Consider the following 16,154-nt stretch of genomic DNA (forward strand, 5'->3'; position numbering starts at 1 on the left):
TGACGGTCCCTCACGCGCCGTAGGGGCGGACGGCCTTGGCGTCCTTGAGGGCGCGGCCCCACCAGCCGAGCTGGTCGAGGAGGACCTTGGCGGCGGCCTCGGCGCCGGCCGGGTCCTTGTGGCGTCCCTCGTCGTCGAAGAGCCCCCAGGCGGAGTGGAAGGAGACGGAGTCGCGGACGGTGACGGCGTGGAGCTCGGCGAAGACCTGGCGGAGCTGCTCGACGGCCCTCAGGCCGCCGGAGATGCCGCCGTAGGAGACGAAGCCGACGGGCTTGGCCTGCCATTCGGCGTAGTGCCGGTCGATGAGGTTCTTGAGGGCGGCGGGGAAGGAGTGGTTGTACTCGGGGGTGATGACGACGAAGGCGTCGGCGGCGGCAAGGACGGGGGTGACCTTGGCGAGTTCGGCGCGGACGGCCGGGGACGGGTTGTGGGAGAGGGAAGTGGGGAGGTCGGTCTCGGCGAGGTCGACGACGGTGGCGGTGAAGTCCTCGCGCTCGGCGAGGCGGGAGCGGAACCAGTCGGTGATGACGGGTGCGAAGCGGCCTTCGCGGTCGCTGGCGACGACCAGGGCGAGGGAGAGGGGGGCGGCGGCGTGGGAGCCGTCGGAGGCGAAGTCGGTGGAGGGGGCGGCGGAAGCGGTGGCCGTTGCGGCGCTCGTGATGTCCATGCCCTTGATCGTGGTACCTCAAGTTTGGTTGAGGTCAAGCGATGATCGCCGGTCTTTCTCAAGTCGCTTTTCCCGGCCGTACGGTGAGGGCATGACGACCCCGCCCGGACACATCGAGATCGACGGCGTCCCGGCCGCCGACCCGACCCTGCTCGCCGCCCTCATGAGCGGCTTCGGCCACTTCACCGCCATGCAGGTACGGGACGGCCGCGTGAAGGGCCTCGGCCTTCACCTCGCCCGCCTCGACCGCTCCACCCGCGAGCTCTTCGGCCGGGACCTCGAAGGGAAGCGGGTCCGCGCGCTGATCGCCGGAGCCCTGGAGGCGGCCGGGCGGCGGGACGCCTCGGTGCGGGTGTACGTGTACCCGGGTGTCCGCGTCGCGGTGACCGTCGCCGCGCCGGCCCCGGACGGCCCCGGCGCCCCGCAGCGGCTGAGGACCGTCGCGTACTGGCGTCCCGCGCCGCACATCAAGCACCTGGGCGGCTTCGGCCAGAGCTACCACCGCGAGGCGGCCGTCCGCGCCGGCTACGACGAGGCCGCACTGACCTCCCCGTCCGGCGAGATCGCCGAGGGCGCGATCACCAACATCGCCTTCTGGGACGGCGCCTCCCTGGTCTGGCCGTCGGCGCCCTGCCTGGAGGGGATCACCATGAGCCTCCTGGAGACCCGCCTCGGCTCGGTCCGGCGCCCGGTCACCGTGGCCGGCCTGTCGGGCTACCGGGCCGCCCTGGTGACCAATTCCCGGTCGATCGCACCCGTGACGTCGATCGACGAGGTCACGTACGGGGTGGACGAGGAGCTGATGGGGCGGGTCCTCGCGGCGTACGACGCGGTGGAGTGGGACGCACTGTGAGAAGGGCGCGGGGGTGGCCGGTCACCCGTTCGGCACGGAGCGTCAGCTGACGCAACGAAACCCCGCCTGAGCTGCGCAAACGTCCGTAATCCAGGCGACACACCGTATCGGACGGCCCAATCCTGATGCCTCATCAGCAGGCGCGGGGCGCGTGACGGCTTTTATCTCGGTCACAGAAGGCCGTTCGGGAAGTCCCTCCCGGGAGGCCCGATCCGCTCGACCGCTCGCGCGCCCCGGAGGCCCCCCATGCGCACCACTGTCCGTCTGTTCACCCGTGCCGCGCTGACGGTCGCGGCGATCGGAGCTTTCGCCGTCCCCCCGGCGTACGCCGGGAACTCCGAGACGCTCGAGATCTACCCCTCCGAGGCCACGCCCGGCACCACCGTCACCGTCAACACCCTCGCCTGCGGCAAGCACGGCCGCGGCGTCGGGGACGCGAACTCGCTGGGCGCGGGCGAGTTCCACCTGAACCCGAGCACGCACAAGGAAGTCGTGGTCGGACAGTTCACCGTGCCGGAGCACGTCAAGCCCGGCACGTACGGCATCAGCGTGGCCTGCGACAACGGCAAGACGGCCCGGGGCGATCTGATCGTCAAGCACCGGCGGCCGAGCGGCCACGTCCAGACCGGTGTCGGGGGCAGCGTCGGCCCCGACACCGCCCAGGTCACGGCAGGTGCGGCGGTGCTGGCCGCGGCTGCCGTGGGCGGGGTCCTGCTTCTGCGCCGCCGGGCGAGCGGCGCGCAGGGGCACTAGGGCGCCTGACCCGAAAGACAGGCCCCGGACCACCCGCCTGTCCTGCCCCCGCCGCGCGCCCGCATACGGCCCGGCGGGGGCAGGGCCACATCCGCCGGCAGCAGGGAAAGCGAACCGACCGAGGGGACCCCGTGAGCAACAGGAGCAAGGGCTGGGGCATAGCCGTGGCCGCCTGCGTCGGCCTCTGGCTCGTCCAGAACGGCTCGGAGCACGTCACTCCCCCCGTGCCGTCGGCCGCGCAGGCCTTCGCCGCCGGGCCGAGCGTGCACACCGACGCCGCCGCCGACCCGCTGCCGCCTTCGGCGCCGGTCCGGCTGCGCATCCCGGAGACCGACGTGGACACCCCGATGATGCGGCTCGGTCTGGCCGCGGACGGTTCGCTCGACGTACCGCCGGCCGGGAACCGGAACATGGCCGGCTGGTTCGAGGACGGCACGACGCCCGGCGCCAAGGGCACGGCGATCGTCGCGGGCCACGTCGACAACGCCGAGGGGCCCGCCGTCTTCTACACGCTCGGCGCGCTGAAGAAGGGCCACCGGATCGAGGTCGACCGGCAGGACGGCAGGACCGCCGTCTTCACCGTCGACGCGGTCGAGGTGTACGGGAACAAGGACTTCCCGGACCGGAAGGTGTACGACGAGGCCGACCGGGCCGAGATCCGGGTGATCACCTGCGGCGGCGGCTTCTCGAAGAAGAACGGCTACCAGGGGAACGTGGTCGCCTTCGGCCACCTCATCGGCGTCAGGTAGCCGGTCACGCCCACTGGTCGAAGCCCAGCTTCGCGACCAGCGAGAAGACCACGACGAGCAGCACCCCGCGCACGAACTCGGTGCCCTTGCTCAGCGCCATCCTCGCCCCGAGCATCCCGCCCGCCAGATTGAATACGGCCATGACGGCAGCGAGCTGCCAGTACACGGTGCCCTGATAGGCGAACATCGCGAGGGCTCCGGCGTTGGTGCAGACGTTGACGATCTTGGCGGTGGCGGAGGCCGTCACCAGGTCGAGGTGGAGCACGGCGGTCAGGGCGAGGACGAGGAAGGTGCCCGTGCCCGGCCCGAACAGGCCGTCGTAGAAGCCGATCCCGCCGCCCACCACGACGATCGCGGTGACGATCCTCGCCCGGGTCAGCGGCGCCCGGTCCACCCCCTCGGGCCGTGCTCCGAAGGAGGGCCGCAGGATGACGAAGGCCGCCACCGCGACGAGCACCACCATGATCACGGGGCGCAGGACGGCGTCGCTGATCCCGGCCGCGAAGAAGGCCCCGCCCATGGATCCGGCGAGGGCGGCGAGCCCGACCCGTACCGCCGTCCACACCTGGACCGGCGCCTTGCGGACGAAGGTGACGGCGGCCCCGGTGGTGCCGACGATCGCGACGGCCTTGTTGGTGCCGAGGGCGTAGGTGTGCGGGACGTTCGGCAGCCCGAGCAGCAGGGCGGGCAGCAGGAGCAGTCCGCCGCCCCCGACCACGGCGTCGATCCAGCCCGCCACGAGCGCGGCGAGGCAGAGCAGGACAAGGGTCGTCAGGGTGATCTCGGGCATGGCCGTGAGCCTAGGGAGGGGATGGATGGCCCGTCCATCGATCCCCTGATCGTTGAGCAATCTCTGAGGTTGCGGCCCGTCGGCCGTCCCGCGCCCTCACAGCGGGCCGGGGCCGGGACGGAGATCAGCGTTCCGTACGGGAAACAGTCGGGATGCCGTCGGGTAACACCGGCCGCGCACGCTTCCCGTTATGAGTACACGGATCGTGGTGGTCGGGGGCGGAACGGCGGGCGCCCGGCTCGCCCAGCGCCTGCCCGTCACCCTCCTCGGCGAGGAGCCGCACGCCCCCTACAACAGGGTGCTGCTCGCCGACGTCCTCGCCGGGCGGTACGCCTCCGAGGTAATCGCCCTGCCCGGGACCCGCGAGCCGGCCCGGCTCGGGGTGCGGGCGGTGCGGATCGACCGGGCGGCGCGGACGGTGGAGTGCGCGGACGGCTCGGTCGTCGGCTACGACCGGCTGGTCCTGGCGACGGGCTCCAACCCGGTGCTGCCGCCGCTGCGCGGCCTGCGCGGGGCGGAGCTCCCGGAGGGCGTCCACGCCTTCCGCACCCTCGACGACTGCCTCGCCCTGCGCGACCGGGTCCGGCCCGGGACGCGGGCGGTGGTCATCGGCGGCGGACTCCTCGGGGTCTCGGCGGCGCGGGCCCTCGCGGCCCTCGGCGCGGAGGTGGTGCTCACCCAGCAGGGCGAGCGCCTGATGGAGCGCCAGCTCGACGAGCACGCCTCAGGCCTGCTGCGCGAGCACGTCGAGTCCCTCGGGGTCGAGGTGCACACCGAGTGCCGGGTGAGCGGCCTGCGGCAGCGGGACGGGGCGGTGACGGCGGTCGAACTGGCCGACGGCTTCGTCCTCGACGCCCAGGTCGTGGTCCTGGCCTGCGGGGTCCGCCCCAGGGTCGCCCTGGCCCGGGAGGCGGGGCTCGACGTCGGCACGGGGATCGTGGTCGACGACGAGCTGCGCACCTCGGACCCGTACATCCACGCGATCGGCGACTGCGCGGAGCACGCGGGCCGCGTGTACGGCCTCGCGGGCCCGGCGCTCGAACAGGCCGACGTCCTGGCGGACGTGCTCGCCCGCGTCGTCCCGGCGGCGGGCTACACCGGCACCCGCGCCCTCACCCGGCTCACGCTCGGCGGCGCCCGCCCGCTCGACCTCGCCGCCTTCGGCGACGCCACCCCCCGGCCGGGCGACGACGTCGTCCAGCTCACCGACGCCACGCGGAGCGCGTACCGCAAGGTCGTCGTCCGCGGGGACCGGCTCGTCGGGGGCGTCCTCCTCGGCGATCTGGCCGCGGTCGGCTCGCTCGCCCAGGCGTGGGAGGGCGACGAGGCCCTCCCCGACGCCCCCCTGCTCCACCTGCTCACCCACGACGGAGGCTCCTGACATGAGCGCTGACATGACCGCGCACACCCCGACGATCGTCCTGGTCGGCCACGGAATGGTCGGCCAGCGGTTCCTGGAGTCGCTCGCCGACCGTGGCGTCACCGAGCGGGCCAGGATCGTGGTCCTGTGCGAGGAACCGCGTCCCGCCTACGACCGGGTGCAGCTGACCTCGTACTTCTCCGGCAAGACCCCCGACGACCTGTCGATGGTCGAGGCGGGCTTCATGGAGAAGCACGGCATCGAGCTGTACGTCGGGGATCCGGCGGAGTCGGTGGACCGGGAGGCCCGTACGGTCACCGCCCGCTCCGGGCAGGTCTTCGCGTACGACTCGCTCGTGCTCGCCACCGGCTCGTACCCGTTCGTCCCGCCGGTGCCCGGCAAGGACGCCCGCGGCTGCTTCGTCTACCGGACGATCGAGGACCTGCTCGCGATCGAGGAGTACGCGAAGACGGCGACGACCGGCGCCGTGGTCGGCGGCGGTCTGCTCGGCCTGGAGGCGGCGGGCGCGCTCAAGGGCCTCGGCCTCGACACCCACGTGGTGGAGTTCGCGCCGCGCCTCATGCCGGTGCAGGTCGACGAGGGCGGCGGCGCCGCGCTCCTCCGCACGATCGAGCGGATGGGTCTCACCGTCCACACAGGGACGGGCACGCAGGAGGTCGTGACGGCGGACGGCGCCGTGACGGGGATGAAGCTGTCGGACGGTTCCGAGGTCGCCACCGACATGGTGGTCTTCTCGGCCGGTGTACGCCCCCGGGACCAGCTGGCCCGCGACTGCGGCCTCACCGTCGGCGAGCGCGGCGGCATCGCGGTCGACGAGCTGTGCCGTACGTCCGACCCCGCGGTCTTCGCGATCGGCGAGTGCGCGCTCGCCTCCGACGGCCGGGTGTACGGCCTGGTGGCGCCGGGCTACGAGATGGCGCAGACGGCGGCGGCGACGATCGCCGACGCGACGGACGAGACGGTCGACGGCTTCACGGGCGCCGACATGTCGACGAAGCTGAAGCTGCTCGGCGTGGACGTGGCCTCCTTCGGCGACGCGCACGGCACGGCCGAGGGCTGCCTCGACGTCGTCTACTCCGACTCCCGTTCGGGCGTCTACAAGAAGCTGGTGATCTCCGGTGACGGGGTGCTGCTCGGCGGCGTCCTGGTCGGCGACGCCGAGCAGTACGGACTGCTCCGGCCGCTCACCGGTACGGTGCCGCCGGTCTCCCCCGAGCAGCTGGTGCTTCCGGCGGGCGCGGGCGCGCCGGTGGCGCTCGGCCCCTCGGCGCTGCCGGACGACGCGGTGATCTGCTCCTGCCACAACGTGACGAAGCACGCGATCGGCCAGTGCGAGTCCCTCGCCGAGGTGAAGAAGTGCACCAAGGCCGGTACGGGCTGCGGCAGTTGCGTGAAGGTGATCGAGAAGCTGCTGCCTGCGCCCAAGGACAAGGGGCTCTGCGGCTGCTTCTCGTACACCCGGAGCGAGCTGTACGAGGTCGCCCGCACCCTGCGGATCACCTCGTTCGCGGCGCTGCTCGACTCGCACGGGCGGGACGCGGCGAAGGGCGGGGAGGGCTGCGAGGTCTGCAAGCCGACCGTCGGCTCGATCCTGGCCAGCCTGAACAACGGCTACATCCTGGACGGCGAGCAGGCCTCCCTCCAGGACACCAACGACCACTTCCTCGCCAACATGCAGCGCAACGGCTCCTACTCGGTCGTGCCGCGCATCCCCGGCGGGGAGATCACCCCGGACAAGCTGATCGTGATCGGCGAGGTCGCCCGCGACTTCGGCCTCTACACGAAGATCACCGGCGGCCAGCGGATCGACCTCTTCGGCGCCCGGGTGGACCAGCTCCCGGCGATCTGGACCCGCCTGGTGGACGCGGGCTTCGAGTCGGGGCACGCCTACGGCAAGTCGCTGCGCACGGTGAAGTCCTGTGTGGGGCAGACCTGGTGCCGGTACGGCGTCCAGGACTCGGTGAAGATGGCGATCCAGCTGGAGCTGCGCTACCGGGGCCTGCGCGCCCCGCACAAGCTGAAGTCGGCGGTCTCGGGCTGCGCCCGCGAGTGCGCGGAGGCCCAGTCGAAGGACTTCGGGATCATCGCGACGGCCAACGGCTGGAACCTGTACGTCGGCGGGAACGGCGGCGCGACCCCGCGCCACGCGGACCTGCTCGCGCAGGACCTGTCGGACGCCGAACTCGTGCGCCTGATCGACCGCTTCCTGATGTTCTACATCCGGACGGCGGACCGTCTTGAGCGGACGTCGACGTGGCTGGAGCGCCTGCAGGGCGGGCTCGACCACCTCAAGGACGTGGTGGTGCACGACTCGCTCGGGCTCTGCGACGAGCTGGAGGCACTGATGGCCGCGCACGTCGACGACTACCAGGACGAGTGGGCGCAGACCCTGGACGACCCGGAGCGGCTGCGGCGCTTCGTGTCCTTCGTGAACGCGCCGGACGCGCCGGACCCCTCGGTCCGGTTCGTGCCGGAGCGCGACCAGATCAAGCCGGACCTCACGATCCTGACGCTCGGCAGGACGAACAGCACGCTGGAAGGGGCTTCCCGATGACGACGACTCTCAGCTCTCCCCCCACGACGAAGACACTCGAGATCCGCTCCTCCGACGACTCCTGGGTGCCGGTCTGCGAGGAGTCCCGGCTGACGCCGGGGCGCGGTGTGGCGGCCCTGCTGCCGGACGGCCGGCAGGTGGCGGTCTTCCGCGACCGGTCGGGGCGGCTGTACGCGATCGACAACCGTGACCCGTTCACGGGGGCGCAGGTGCTGTCCCGGGGACTCGTCGGCTCGGCGGACGGGCGGCCGTTCGTGGCCTCGCCGCTCCTGAAGCAGCGCTTCGATCTGGAGACGGGGCGGTGCCTGGACGACGACGAGGTCGCGGTGGCGGTCTATCCCGTACGCGGCAAGTGACTTGACCGTTCGTTCCAGATAGTCGTACGGTCCTCTCGTGGCCAGGACCAAGGAATTCGATCCCGACGCCGCGCTCGACGCAGCCCTCGGGCTGTTCTGGGCGCGGGGCTACGAGGCGACGACCCTGTCGGACCTCGTGGAGCACCTCGGCATCGGCCGGGCCAGCCTCTACGCGACCTTCGGGAACAAGCACGACCTGTACCTGAAGGCGATGGACCGCTACCTGGAGACGCGCGACCCGGCAATGGTCGAGGAACTGTCGGCGCCGGGCCCGGCCCTGCCGGCCGTCCGCGGGCTCGTCCGCCGCTTCGCCGCCCAGGCGTCGGCGGACGGGGAACGCCTGAACGGCTGCTTCGTCACCAACGCGGCGGCGGAACTGGGGCCGCGTGACACCACCGTCGCCCGCCGGGTCGAGCTGAGCTGGGAGCTGATCGAGACGCTCCTGTACGCGGCGCTCACCCGGGCCCGCGCCGGGGGCGAGCTCCCGGCCGACCGGGACCCACGCGCCCTGGCGCGGATGCTGCTCGTCCTGATGCAGGGCATCCGGGTGGTCGGCAAGGTGTCGAGCGATCCGGCCCGGGTGCGGGACGCGACGGAACAGGCGCTGAGCCTGCTGGACTGAACGGACACCGGCTTTCTCCGCCGAGGAGCGGGCGCCCCCGTGGGCGCCCTTTTCTTCGGCCCTCATATTGGAACGTACGGTCAAATACGGCACTGCTCGGGGGACGGATCCATGCACACGGCACAGGCGCGCGAGCACGACAGGACAACGGTCCACGACCGTGCCCGCACCCGCGGCGGGTTCGTCCTCCTCGGCGGCGTGCAGATGACGCTCATCTTCACGCTCGCCTCCCTCGCCGTCCCCCTCCCCCGCATCGGCGCCGAGTTCCGGCTCGACCGCGCCGACCTGATCCTGCTGAGCGCCGCCTACGGGCTGACCTTCGCCGGGCTGCTCCTGCTCGGCGGCCGGCTCGCCGACCGGTTCGGCGGACGCCGGGCCCTCACCGCCGGACTCGTGCTCTTCGGCGCCGCCTCCGCCCTCGCGCCGCTCGCCCCCGGGTACGAGGCGCTGCTCGCCGCCCGCTTCGCGCAGGGCGTCGGAGCGGCGCTCGTCGCCCCGGCCGCGATGACCGTCCTCCGGGCGCTGTTCCCCGCACCGGTCGCGTACGGCAGGGCGATGGCCACCTGGGGCGGGCTCTCCGTGCTCGGCGCGACCGCGGGGAACCTGCTCTCCGGGGTGATCGCGGCCGCCACCTCCTGGCGCGGCGCCTTCGCCGTACCGGTCGCCGTGACCCTCGCCGCGCTGCTCCTCGCGCCCCGGCTGCTGCCCACGACACCACCCCGGCTGCCGACCGCGACCCCGCCCGGGCCGCAGCCCGCGAGCCCGCCCGGGCCGCGCCGTGCCCTGGACCTGCCCGGCGCGCTGCTCGCGACCGCCGGGATCACGCTCGCCAGCTTCGGACTCGTCCTCACCGACGCCCACGCCTGGGGCTCGGCCCCGGTCCTCGTCCCGCTGCTCGCCGGCCTTGCGCTCCTCGCCGCCTTCGCGGCCGTGGAGCGGCGGACGGCCGACCCTCTCCTGCCGCCGGACTTCCTGCGCGACGGCCGCCGCGCCCTCGGCCTCGCGGCGATCGGGCTCACGGCGGCCGGCACGGCCACGGTCTTCGTGCTCCTGTCGCTCGCCCTCCAGGAGGGGCGCGGCTGGTCCCCGCTGCTCACCTCGGCCGCCTTCGTCCCCTTCGCGGTCGCGCTGCTCGGCTCGGGCCGGCTCGCGGGTGCGCTGATCGGGCGGTACGGCCCAGGGCGGGTGACCGGGGCCGGGCTCGGCACGGCCGCCGCCGGGCTCGGCCTGCTCGCCGCGACCGGCTTCGACGGCTCCGTCCCGTACGCGTACGGGCTGCTGCCCGGCCTCGTGCTGCTGCCGGCCGGCTGCGCGCTGTCCTTCGCGGGCGCCGCCGTCCTCGCCGTCGAGGGCGTCCCCGCGGACCGCGCGGGGCTCGCGGGCGGCGTCCTGAACACGGCGATGGAGCTCGGGCCGACCGTGCTCTTCGCCGCACTGCTCACCCTCGGCGGCGACGCGGTGTCGCTGGCGGCCGCGGCCGCCCTGTTCACCGCTCTCGCCGCCGTCACGATCCGCGTCAGGTAAACACATCTCCAAGGGAGTCTCATGATGTCCGCACGCTTCACCGACCGCACCGCCCTCGTCACCGGCGGCGGCTCAGGCCTCGGCCGGGCCATCGCGCTCGCCTTCGCCGCCGAGGGCGCGAAGGTCGTCGTCGCCGGCCGTACCGCAGGGCCCCTCGAAGAGACGGTCGCCCTGATCGAGGCCGCCGGAGGCACCGCGGCCGCGGTCACGGCCGACGTGTCCGGCGCCGAGTCCACGCGGGAGCTGGTCCGGCGCACGGTCGAGCTCTTCGGGGGTCTCGACGTCGCCGTCAACAACGCCGGCGTCTTCCGGGGCGGCCACAGCGCGGCCGACTTCCCCCTGGAGGACTGGCAGACGCTGCTCGACATCAACGTGACGGGGGTGCTGCACGCCCTGCAGGCCGAGGTGGCGCACATGCGGGCGCACGGCGGCGGGGCGATCGTGAACATCTCGTCCAACCTGGGCCCGCACGTCCGGATCCCCGGGGTCTTCGGCTACCAGGTCTCGAAGGCGGCCGTCTCGGCCCTCACCAGGGCCGCTGCCCTGGACCACATCGCCGACGGCGTCCGGATCAACGCGGTCAGCCCCGGCGCCTCCGAGTCCACGATGTCGCTGCTGCCCGGCGAGACCGAGGCGGAGCGGGCGGTCCGGATGAAGGAGCAGTCGCCGCTCGGCCGGATCTCGTCGGCCGACGAGATCGCGGCGGCCGTGCTGTATCTGGCCTCCGACGCGGCGGGCTCCGCCGTCGGCACCGACCTGGTGATCGACGGCGGGGTCTCCGCCTGACGTACGCCGGGGCCCGGGGGTCCGTGCGGGGTTCAGCCCTGGGTGGCCGCCGGGTCCATCCAGAAGACCTCCCAGTGGTGGCCGTCCAGGTCCGCGAAGGAGCGGCCGTACATGAAGCCCATGTCCATCGGCTCCTTCGCCGGGCTGCCGCCGGCGGCGAGGGCCGCGTCGGCCAGCTCGTCGGCCTTCGCGCGGCTCTCCGCGCTCAGGGTGATGAGCACCTCGGTGGCCTTCGTGGCGTCGGAGATGTCCTTGCCCGGGGCGGTGAAGCTCCTGAACTTCTCCTCGGTGAGCAGCATCGCGAAGATCGTGTCGCTGATGACCACACAGGCGGCGGTCTCGTCGCTGAACTGCGGGTTGATGGAGTAGCCGAGCTTCTCGTAGAACGCCTTGCTGGCGTCGAGGTCCTTCACGGGCAGGTTCACGAAGATCATCTGCGGGGCCATGGTGTTCTCTCTCTTCCTTCGGTCCGGCCCGCTCGCTGCGTTCCGGCGCGTTCAAGAGGTAGGACGGGCGTCCTGCCCGGAACTCATCGCTCTCCGGAAGATTCTTCGAAGAATTCTCCGCTCAGGCCACCGAGCGGAGCCGTAGTGCCGCCAAGGGGACGAATCCCCCGCTCCCGCCGCCGGTCTCCGGCGCGGGCCCGGCGAGCCGCCGCAGCATCGCGAGGGCGATCCGCTCGCCCTGCGCCTTGGCACGCTCGGCCCGCGGCCCGGTGTGGAGGCCGTCCACGGTCGCGCGCCAGAGCTGCACCCAGCGCCCGAAGTGGGCGGCGGTGAGGGGCTCGGCGGAGTGGAGGGCGGCGTGCGGGGCGAAGGCGTCGCGCCCGTAGGTGGCGGTACGCAAGAGGGCGCGCTCCCAGAAGTCGGTGATCCGCGGGAGGTGGGCCTCCAGGTCGGTGCCGGCGATCCCGGTGAAGAAGGGCCCGATGAGCGGGTCGGAGAAGGCCGCGCCGTAGAAGCGGCGCAGCAGGACGTCGAGGTCGTCGCGGTCGCGGATGTCCCGGGTGGCGGCAGGCATGCCTCCAGTGTCCCCGGAGGCCCCCGCCCGCCCAAGTGGCGAAGGTCCTCCGGGTCGCCGGAGGGGCCTCAGACCGTCCAGCGGTGGACGGTGTCCGTCGTGGCGTCGTACGTGAGCCAGCTGCCGTCGCCGAGGGGGCGGACCGGACCGTCGACCGCGCCCCCGGGGTAGCGGACGTGCCCGCGTATCTCCAGGGTGCGGGCCGCGAGGAGCCAGGTGGTCTGTTCCTCGGGGGCGGCGGCGTACCCGACGTCGCTGGTGGCCAGGACGGTGTCGCCGTCGAGGAAACCGCAGGAGTGGTCCCACCGCAGTTCGTCGTTCTCCGCGAGGACCGTGCCGTCGAGGGCGTGCTGCTGGAGGTCGTTGCCGTTGTGCTCCAGGGTCAGGAATCCGGGGTGGTCCGGGTGGACGTCGTACAGGATGCGGTCGAGGCCGTCGTTCAGCTCGTCGTGGACGATCAGTTCCCCTCCGTCCCGGCGCCCCCAGTACACGAGGACGCCGTCCTGTCCCATGCCGACGCAGAGGCCCATGTGCACGCCGTCGGGGTGGCTGAGGTGCCAGGAGCCGGAGGCCACGCTGTCCGGCAGCGGGAGCCGGGCCAGCTCGCGGCCGTCCCGGGCGTCGAGGACGACCCAGCCCTCCTCGTAGTCGTCCGGGTCGTCGCCCGCCTCCAGGACGACATGGGCCCACACGAACCGTCCGTCGTCGGACACCCGGCAGGAACCGGACTCGATCCCTCCGCATATCTGCAGCTCGTCGCCGGTGTGCGGGTGGCCGACCCGCTGGTCCCAGCAGGCGTGCCCGTACGTCCACCGGGTCGCGCCGCCGGCGTCCACGGCGCGCACCGACCTCTGTCCGGAGAAGGCGGCGAAGGTGCCGTCCGGGGCCACCGAGTGGGCTCCCCCGCCCCAGCCCGGCCACGGCAGCGGGAAGACGGCGCCCGGCGCCCTGTCACCGGCGAACAGGGCCCCGAGGTCGTGGACCTCCAGATCGGCCCCGTGCAGGAACAGGGCCCTGCTACGACCGGCCCCCCGGCGCTCGAAAGGCATGCCGTGGACCAGTTCGCGCGCTCCCGGGAGCGCGACCGAATCGAGCAGGCGTGCGTCGACATTCATGGCGGGAACCTAGCGCCCCGCCCCGACACCGACGCCTCTGGGGACCCGGTTCCGACGCTCCTCGCCTTCCGGTTCCGACGCTCCTCGCGCCGCCGGTTCCCACGCTCCTCGCATCCCCGGTTCCCAAGCTCCGGGCGCCCGCCGCTTCCCCTTCACCGCTTGTTGATGCACAGTCAATTCGGTACTCCTAAGTTCCGGAAGCGCGCGACCCCGCCGCCGACCGGCCTGGCGGGGCGGTTCACCACCCTTCTCAGGAGTGAGACGTGGAGCGACGCAGTTTCCTGCGTGGAGCGGTCATCGGCACGTCGGCGGCGGCCTTCGGCGGCACCCTGATGCACGGCGCCGCCTACGCGGCCCCCGCCCAGCCGGGCGCGGGCCCGTACGGGGCGCTCGGCGCCGCGAACGCCAACGGCATCCAGCTGCCCGCCGGGTTCACCAGCCGGATCATCGCCCGGTCCGGCCAGACCGTGGCCGGCACCTCGTACACCTGGCACAACGCCCCCGACGGCGGCGCCTGCTTCGCCGACGGAACCGGCTGGATCTACGTCTCCAACTCGGAGATCTCCAGCACCGGCGGCGCGAGCGCGGTGAAGTTCAACTCCTCGGGCACCGTCACCTCGGCGTACCGCATCCTCTCCAACACCAACCGCAACTGCGCGGGCGGCGCCACCCCGTGGAACACCTGGCTGTCCTGCGAGGAGGTCGACACGGGCTACGTCTACGAGACCGACCCGTGGGGTGTGAACGCCGCCGTGCGCCGGCCCGCGATGGGCCGCTTCAACCACGAGGCGACGGCCGCCGACCCGGTCCGCCGGGTGATCTACCTGACCGAGGACAAGTCCGACGGCTGCCTCTACCGCTTCGTGCCGTCCACCTGGGGCAACCTCTCCGCCGGCACCCTCCAGGTCCTGGTGGCCGGGACCGCCACCTCCGGCTCGTTCACCTGGCAGAACGTGCCGGACGTGGACGGCTCCCCCACCGCCACCCGCTACCAGGTCTCGGCCGCCAAGAAGTTCAACGGCGGCGAGGGCTGCCACTACGCCAACGACACCGTCTGGTTCACCACCAAGGGCGACAACCGGCTGTGGCAGCTCAACCTGGCGAACAGCACCTACGAGCTGGCCTACGACGACTCGCTGGTCTCCGGCGGCGGCGCCCCGCTGACCGGCGTCGACAACGTCACCGGCTCCTCCTCCGGTGACCTCTTCGTCGCCGAGGACGGCGGCAACATGGAGATCTGCGTCATCACCCCGGACGACGTCGTGGCGCCCTTCCTGCGGATCACCGGCCAGTCCTCCTCCGAGATCTGCGGCCCCGCCTTCTCCCCCGACGGCAAGCGGCTGTACTTCTCCAGCCAGCGGGGCACGTCCGGCAGCTCCTCCGGCGGCATCACCTACGAGGTGACCGGCCCGTTCCGCGCGTAGCTCCGCGCGTAGCACCCCGGTTCCACCGTCCGTTGGGCGCCGCCGAGCAGGGCGGCGCCCAACGGCGTCAGGGTGTGCAGGACCGCGTTGCCGTGGCGGAGGGTCGCGATGAGCCCGGCCTCGCGCAGCACGCCCGCGTGCTGGCTCGCCGAGGCGAGCGACACCCCGGCCCTGCGGGCCAGCTCGCTGGTCGTCCCGCCGTCGCCGATCGCGTGCAGGACGGCCGAGCGGGTCTGGCCGACCAGCTTGGCGAGCGAGGAGCCGCCCGGCGCGCGGACGGTCGGCGCCTCCCCGTGCGTGACGGGATAGACGAGGACGGGCGGCAGCGCGGGATCGCGCAGCACCACCGGGGTCCCCCGGCAGAAGTACGACGGCTGCAGCAGCAGCCCACGCCCGTCGAGGTGGACGTCCCGGTCGACCGGGTAGTCGGCCTCCAGGACGGGCGCGCGCCAGCGCAGCATCGGCGGCAGCGAGGCGAGCAGTTCGTCGGCGCCGCCGTCCAGGAGGGCGCGCCCGCGCCGGGCACGGTCGGCCTCGACCCGGGCCCGGATGTGCGGCCAGTACGGCTCGACGGCCGCCCGGTGATAGCTCCGCAGGGCCCCCACGAGCCGGTCGAAGGGCTCCGCGCCGCCGTCGGCGAGGGCACGGAGCGAGTGCGGTACGGTCCGGGCCCCCGAGCGGTCCGCGGCGAGCAGCGACAGCTCGGCGCGCAGCCGTCCGGGGTCGGTCGCACGGATCGCCTGGAGGCCTTCGTCGAGCCCCTGGACGCCCTCGGCCGGCGTCAGGAAGTCGGGAAAATACCCGCGGCTCGGAACGAGCGCGGCGAGGAGGCGGGTCTCACCGCCGAGCCGCATCCGGGCTTCGGAGCGCCATTCTCCGAAGACGACATGGCCGCGCCGGTCTCTTAAACGGTGAAAGCTCAGAATCGTTTCCCACAGAACATCCGGCCGGGCGGCCGTACGCACCCCCGCCAAGTCGTTTCCTGTGAAATGAATCCGCAGCATGAACGTCCCCACCTGTGCACTCGCAACCGCCCCCGACGACGAGTATGCACAGCATCACTGCACGTTACCAGGGTGTTTCAGCCACAGTTGAAAAGCATCGCGGCGATCGGCCCGGAACCGAAAAGCTGTACGGGTCGGGCAGGAAACCTTCAGGACCGAGGTGACGTGGTGAAGACCGTGGGGGGCTTTGCCCGTCCGGCGGCGGTCGGCGAGGGTTGCGGCTCACCTGCCCGACATCGGTAAAGGGCGCGGCCTCCGGGTGGGGATCCGGGGGTCGCGCCCGCTCCGTTCTTTGCGGCGCGTAAACGGAAAAGTTCAACGGCCAATAATTCAATCGGCCGTAATTGAACACGAACTCACATCTGGCCGACGATCACGCGAATGAGCGGCCGCGTTCAGGGTGAAAAACGACGGGACGGACACCTCCGCACAAAGGTGTCCGTCCCGTCTCCTGTGAATCCGGAGCCGCCGCCCGCCGGTGAGGGTGGAAAGCTGACCGGCGGCGGCCCCGGGGGTTCCGGTGAATCCGCTGCTGAACGGGGGTTCAGCAGGATCC

General features: G+C 72.6%; 16 protein-coding genes. 10 read left to right on the top strand and 6 right to left on the bottom strand.

What is annotated here, in order from left to right; translation table 11 throughout:
- Positions 1–10: 10 nt before the first annotated feature.
- Complete coding sequence (locus ACIA8N_RS03370; protein ID WP_365785857.1) at positions 11–667, bottom strand: NAD(P)H-dependent oxidoreductase; 657 nt, start codon at positions 665–667, stop codon at positions 11–13.
- 91 nt (positions 668–758) lie between these two features.
- On the opposite strand from ACIA8N_RS03370, the gene ACIA8N_RS03375 reads away from it, so the two are divergent.
- The 3 genes from ACIA8N_RS03375 to ACIA8N_RS03385 all read left to right on the top strand — a co-directional run bounded on the left by ACIA8N_RS03375 (position 759) and on the right by ACIA8N_RS03385 (position 3,022).
- The gene (locus ACIA8N_RS03375) at positions 759–1,520 is read left to right on the top strand and encodes an aminotransferase class IV (protein WP_365785859.1); all 762 of its coding nucleotides are present in this window, start codon (positions 759–761) and stop codon (positions 1,518–1,520) included.
- 246 nt (positions 1,521–1,766) lie between these two features.
- Positions 1,767–2,273, top strand: a complete 507-nt coding sequence (locus ACIA8N_RS03380; RefSeq protein ID WP_365785861.1) for a hypothetical protein — start codon at positions 1,767–1,769, stop codon at positions 2,271–2,273.
- Between the two features lie 131 nt (positions 2,274–2,404).
- Positions 2,405–3,022 carry a class F sortase gene (locus ACIA8N_RS03385; RefSeq protein ID WP_365785864.1) on the top strand — a complete coding sequence of 206 codons (618 nt, stop codon included), beginning with the start codon at positions 2,405–2,407 and terminating at the stop codon, positions 3,020–3,022.
- A 4-nt stretch (positions 3,023–3,026) separates the two neighbouring features.
- On the opposite strand, the gene ACIA8N_RS03390 is transcribed toward ACIA8N_RS03385, so the two are convergent.
- Positions 3,027–3,812, bottom strand: a complete 786-nt coding sequence (locus ACIA8N_RS03390) for a TSUP family transporter (RefSeq protein ID WP_365785866.1) — start codon at positions 3,810–3,812, stop codon at positions 3,027–3,029.
- A gap of 190 nt (positions 3,813–4,002) precedes the next feature.
- Between ACIA8N_RS03390 and ACIA8N_RS03395 the strand changes: the two genes are divergently transcribed.
- The 6 genes from ACIA8N_RS03395 (at position 4,003) to ACIA8N_RS03420 (ending at position 11,035) form a co-directional block, all read left to right on the top strand.
- Positions 4,003–5,193, top strand: coding sequence for an FAD-dependent oxidoreductase (locus ACIA8N_RS03395; protein WP_365785868.1), 1,191 nt, complete (start codon positions 4,003–4,005; stop codon positions 5,191–5,193).
- 1 nt (position 5,194) lies between these two features.
- Positions 5,195–7,747 carry a nitrite reductase large subunit NirB gene (nirB, locus tag ACIA8N_RS03400; protein ID WP_399415566.1) on the top strand — a complete coding sequence of 851 codons (2,553 nt, stop codon included), beginning with the start codon at positions 5,195–5,197 and terminating at the stop codon, positions 7,745–7,747.
- On the top strand, positions 7,744–8,103 hold the full coding sequence (gene nirD / locus ACIA8N_RS03405; RefSeq protein WP_365785870.1) for a nitrite reductase small subunit NirD: 360 nt from the start codon (positions 7,744–7,746) through the stop codon (positions 8,101–8,103). The genes nirB and nirD overlap by 4 nt, the downstream gene beginning before the upstream one ends.
- Before the next feature lie 37 nt (positions 8,104–8,140).
- Positions 8,141–8,725 (top strand): TetR family transcriptional regulator, encoded by a 585-nt coding sequence (locus ACIA8N_RS03410; protein WP_365785872.1) that lies wholly within the window; start codon positions 8,141–8,143, stop codon positions 8,723–8,725.
- A gap of 111 nt (positions 8,726–8,836) precedes the next feature.
- Positions 8,837–10,249, top strand: a complete 1,413-nt coding sequence (locus ACIA8N_RS03415; RefSeq protein ID WP_365785874.1) for an MFS transporter — start codon at positions 8,837–8,839, stop codon at positions 10,247–10,249.
- A 24-nt stretch (positions 10,250–10,273) separates the two neighbouring features.
- Entirely contained in the window at positions 10,274–11,035 is a 762-nt protein-coding gene (locus ACIA8N_RS03420; protein ID WP_365785910.1) for an SDR family oxidoreductase, read from the top strand.
- 32 nt (positions 11,036–11,067) lie between these two features.
- On the opposite strand, the gene ACIA8N_RS03425 is transcribed toward ACIA8N_RS03420, so the two are convergent.
- The 3 genes from ACIA8N_RS03425 to ACIA8N_RS03435 form a co-directional block, all read right to left on the bottom strand.
- Positions 11,068–11,481 carry a VOC family protein gene (locus ACIA8N_RS03425; protein WP_365785876.1) on the bottom strand — a complete coding sequence of 138 codons (414 nt, stop codon included), beginning with the start codon at positions 11,479–11,481 and terminating at the stop codon, positions 11,068–11,070.
- Between the two features lie 121 nt (positions 11,482–11,602).
- Positions 11,603–12,055 carry a group III truncated hemoglobin gene (locus ACIA8N_RS03430; protein ID WP_365785878.1) on the bottom strand — a complete coding sequence of 151 codons (453 nt, stop codon included), beginning with the start codon at positions 12,053–12,055 and terminating at the stop codon, positions 11,603–11,605.
- A 68-nt stretch (positions 12,056–12,123) separates the two neighbouring features.
- Positions 12,124–13,170, bottom strand: coding sequence for a hypothetical protein (locus ACIA8N_RS03435; protein ID WP_365785880.1), 1,047 nt, complete (start codon positions 13,168–13,170; stop codon positions 12,124–12,126).
- A 263-nt stretch (positions 13,171–13,433) separates the two neighbouring features.
- Here ACIA8N_RS03435 and ACIA8N_RS03440 point away from each other — a divergent pair, with 263 nt between their 5' ends.
- Complete coding sequence (locus tag ACIA8N_RS03440; RefSeq protein WP_365785882.1) at positions 13,434–14,594, top strand: alkaline phosphatase PhoX; 1,161 nt, start codon at positions 13,434–13,436, stop codon at positions 14,592–14,594.
- On the opposite strand, the gene ACIA8N_RS03445 is transcribed toward ACIA8N_RS03440, so the two are convergent.
- A complete protein-coding gene (locus tag ACIA8N_RS03445) occupies positions 14,564–15,598 on the bottom strand; it encodes a helix-turn-helix domain-containing protein (RefSeq protein WP_030550336.1) in 1,035 nt (344 codons plus the stop codon). The two genes, ACIA8N_RS03440 and ACIA8N_RS03445, sit on opposite strands and share 31 nt — an antisense overlap.
- Positions 15,599–16,154 lie beyond the last annotated feature (556 nt).

It is taken from the genome of Streptomyces sp. NPDC051822 (genome assembly GCF_044452745.1).
GTDB lineage: Bacteria > Actinomycetota > Actinomycetes > Streptomycetales > Streptomycetaceae > Streptomyces.

What these genes read in the sequence shown, in the direction of transcription:
- ACIA8N_RS03380 (WP_365785861.1), top strand. Translation starts at nt 1,767, where the DNA reads ATGCGCACCACTGTCCGTCTGTTCACCCGTGCCGCGCTGACGGTCGCG.
- ACIA8N_RS03425 (WP_365785876.1), bottom strand. Translation starts at nt 11,481, where the DNA reads ATGGCCCCGCAGATGATCTTCGTGAACCTGCCCGTGAAGGACCTCGAC.
- ACIA8N_RS03420 (WP_365785910.1), top strand. Translation starts at nt 10,274, where the DNA reads ATGTCCGCACGCTTCACCGACCGCACCGCCCTCGTCACCGGCGGCGGC.
- ACIA8N_RS03435 (WP_365785880.1), bottom strand. Translation starts at nt 13,170, where the DNA reads ATGAATGTCGACGCACGCCTGCTCGATTCGGTCGCGCTCCCGGGAGCG.
- ACIA8N_RS03430 (WP_365785878.1), bottom strand. Translation starts at nt 12,055, where the DNA reads ATGCCTGCCGCCACCCGGGACATCCGCGACCGCGACGACCTCGACGTC.
- ACIA8N_RS03375 (WP_365785859.1), top strand. Translation starts at nt 759, where the DNA reads ATGACGACCCCGCCCGGACACATCGAGATCGACGGCGTCCCGGCCGCC.
- ACIA8N_RS03395 (WP_365785868.1), top strand. Translation starts at nt 4,003, where the DNA reads ATGAGTACACGGATCGTGGTGGTCGGGGGCGGAACGGCGGGCGCCCGG.
- ACIA8N_RS03445 (WP_030550336.1), bottom strand. Translation starts at nt 15,598, where the DNA reads ATGCTGCGGATTCATTTCACAGGAAACGACTTGGCGGGGGTGCGTACG.
- ACIA8N_RS03415 (WP_365785874.1), top strand. Translation starts at nt 8,837, where the DNA reads ATGCACACGGCACAGGCGCGCGAGCACGACAGGACAACGGTCCACGAC.
- ACIA8N_RS03370 (WP_365785857.1), bottom strand. Translation starts at nt 667, where the DNA reads ATGGACATCACGAGCGCCGCAACGGCCACCGCTTCCGCCGCCCCCTCC.
- ACIA8N_RS03390 (WP_365785866.1), bottom strand. Translation starts at nt 3,812, where the DNA reads ATGCCCGAGATCACCCTGACGACCCTTGTCCTGCTCTGCCTCGCCGCG.
- nirD (WP_365785870.1), top strand. Translation starts at nt 7,744, where the DNA reads ATGACGACGACTCTCAGCTCTCCCCCCACGACGAAGACACTCGAGATC.
- nirB (WP_399415566.1), top strand. Translation starts at nt 5,195, where the DNA reads ATGAGCGCTGACATGACCGCGCACACCCCGACGATCGTCCTGGTCGGC.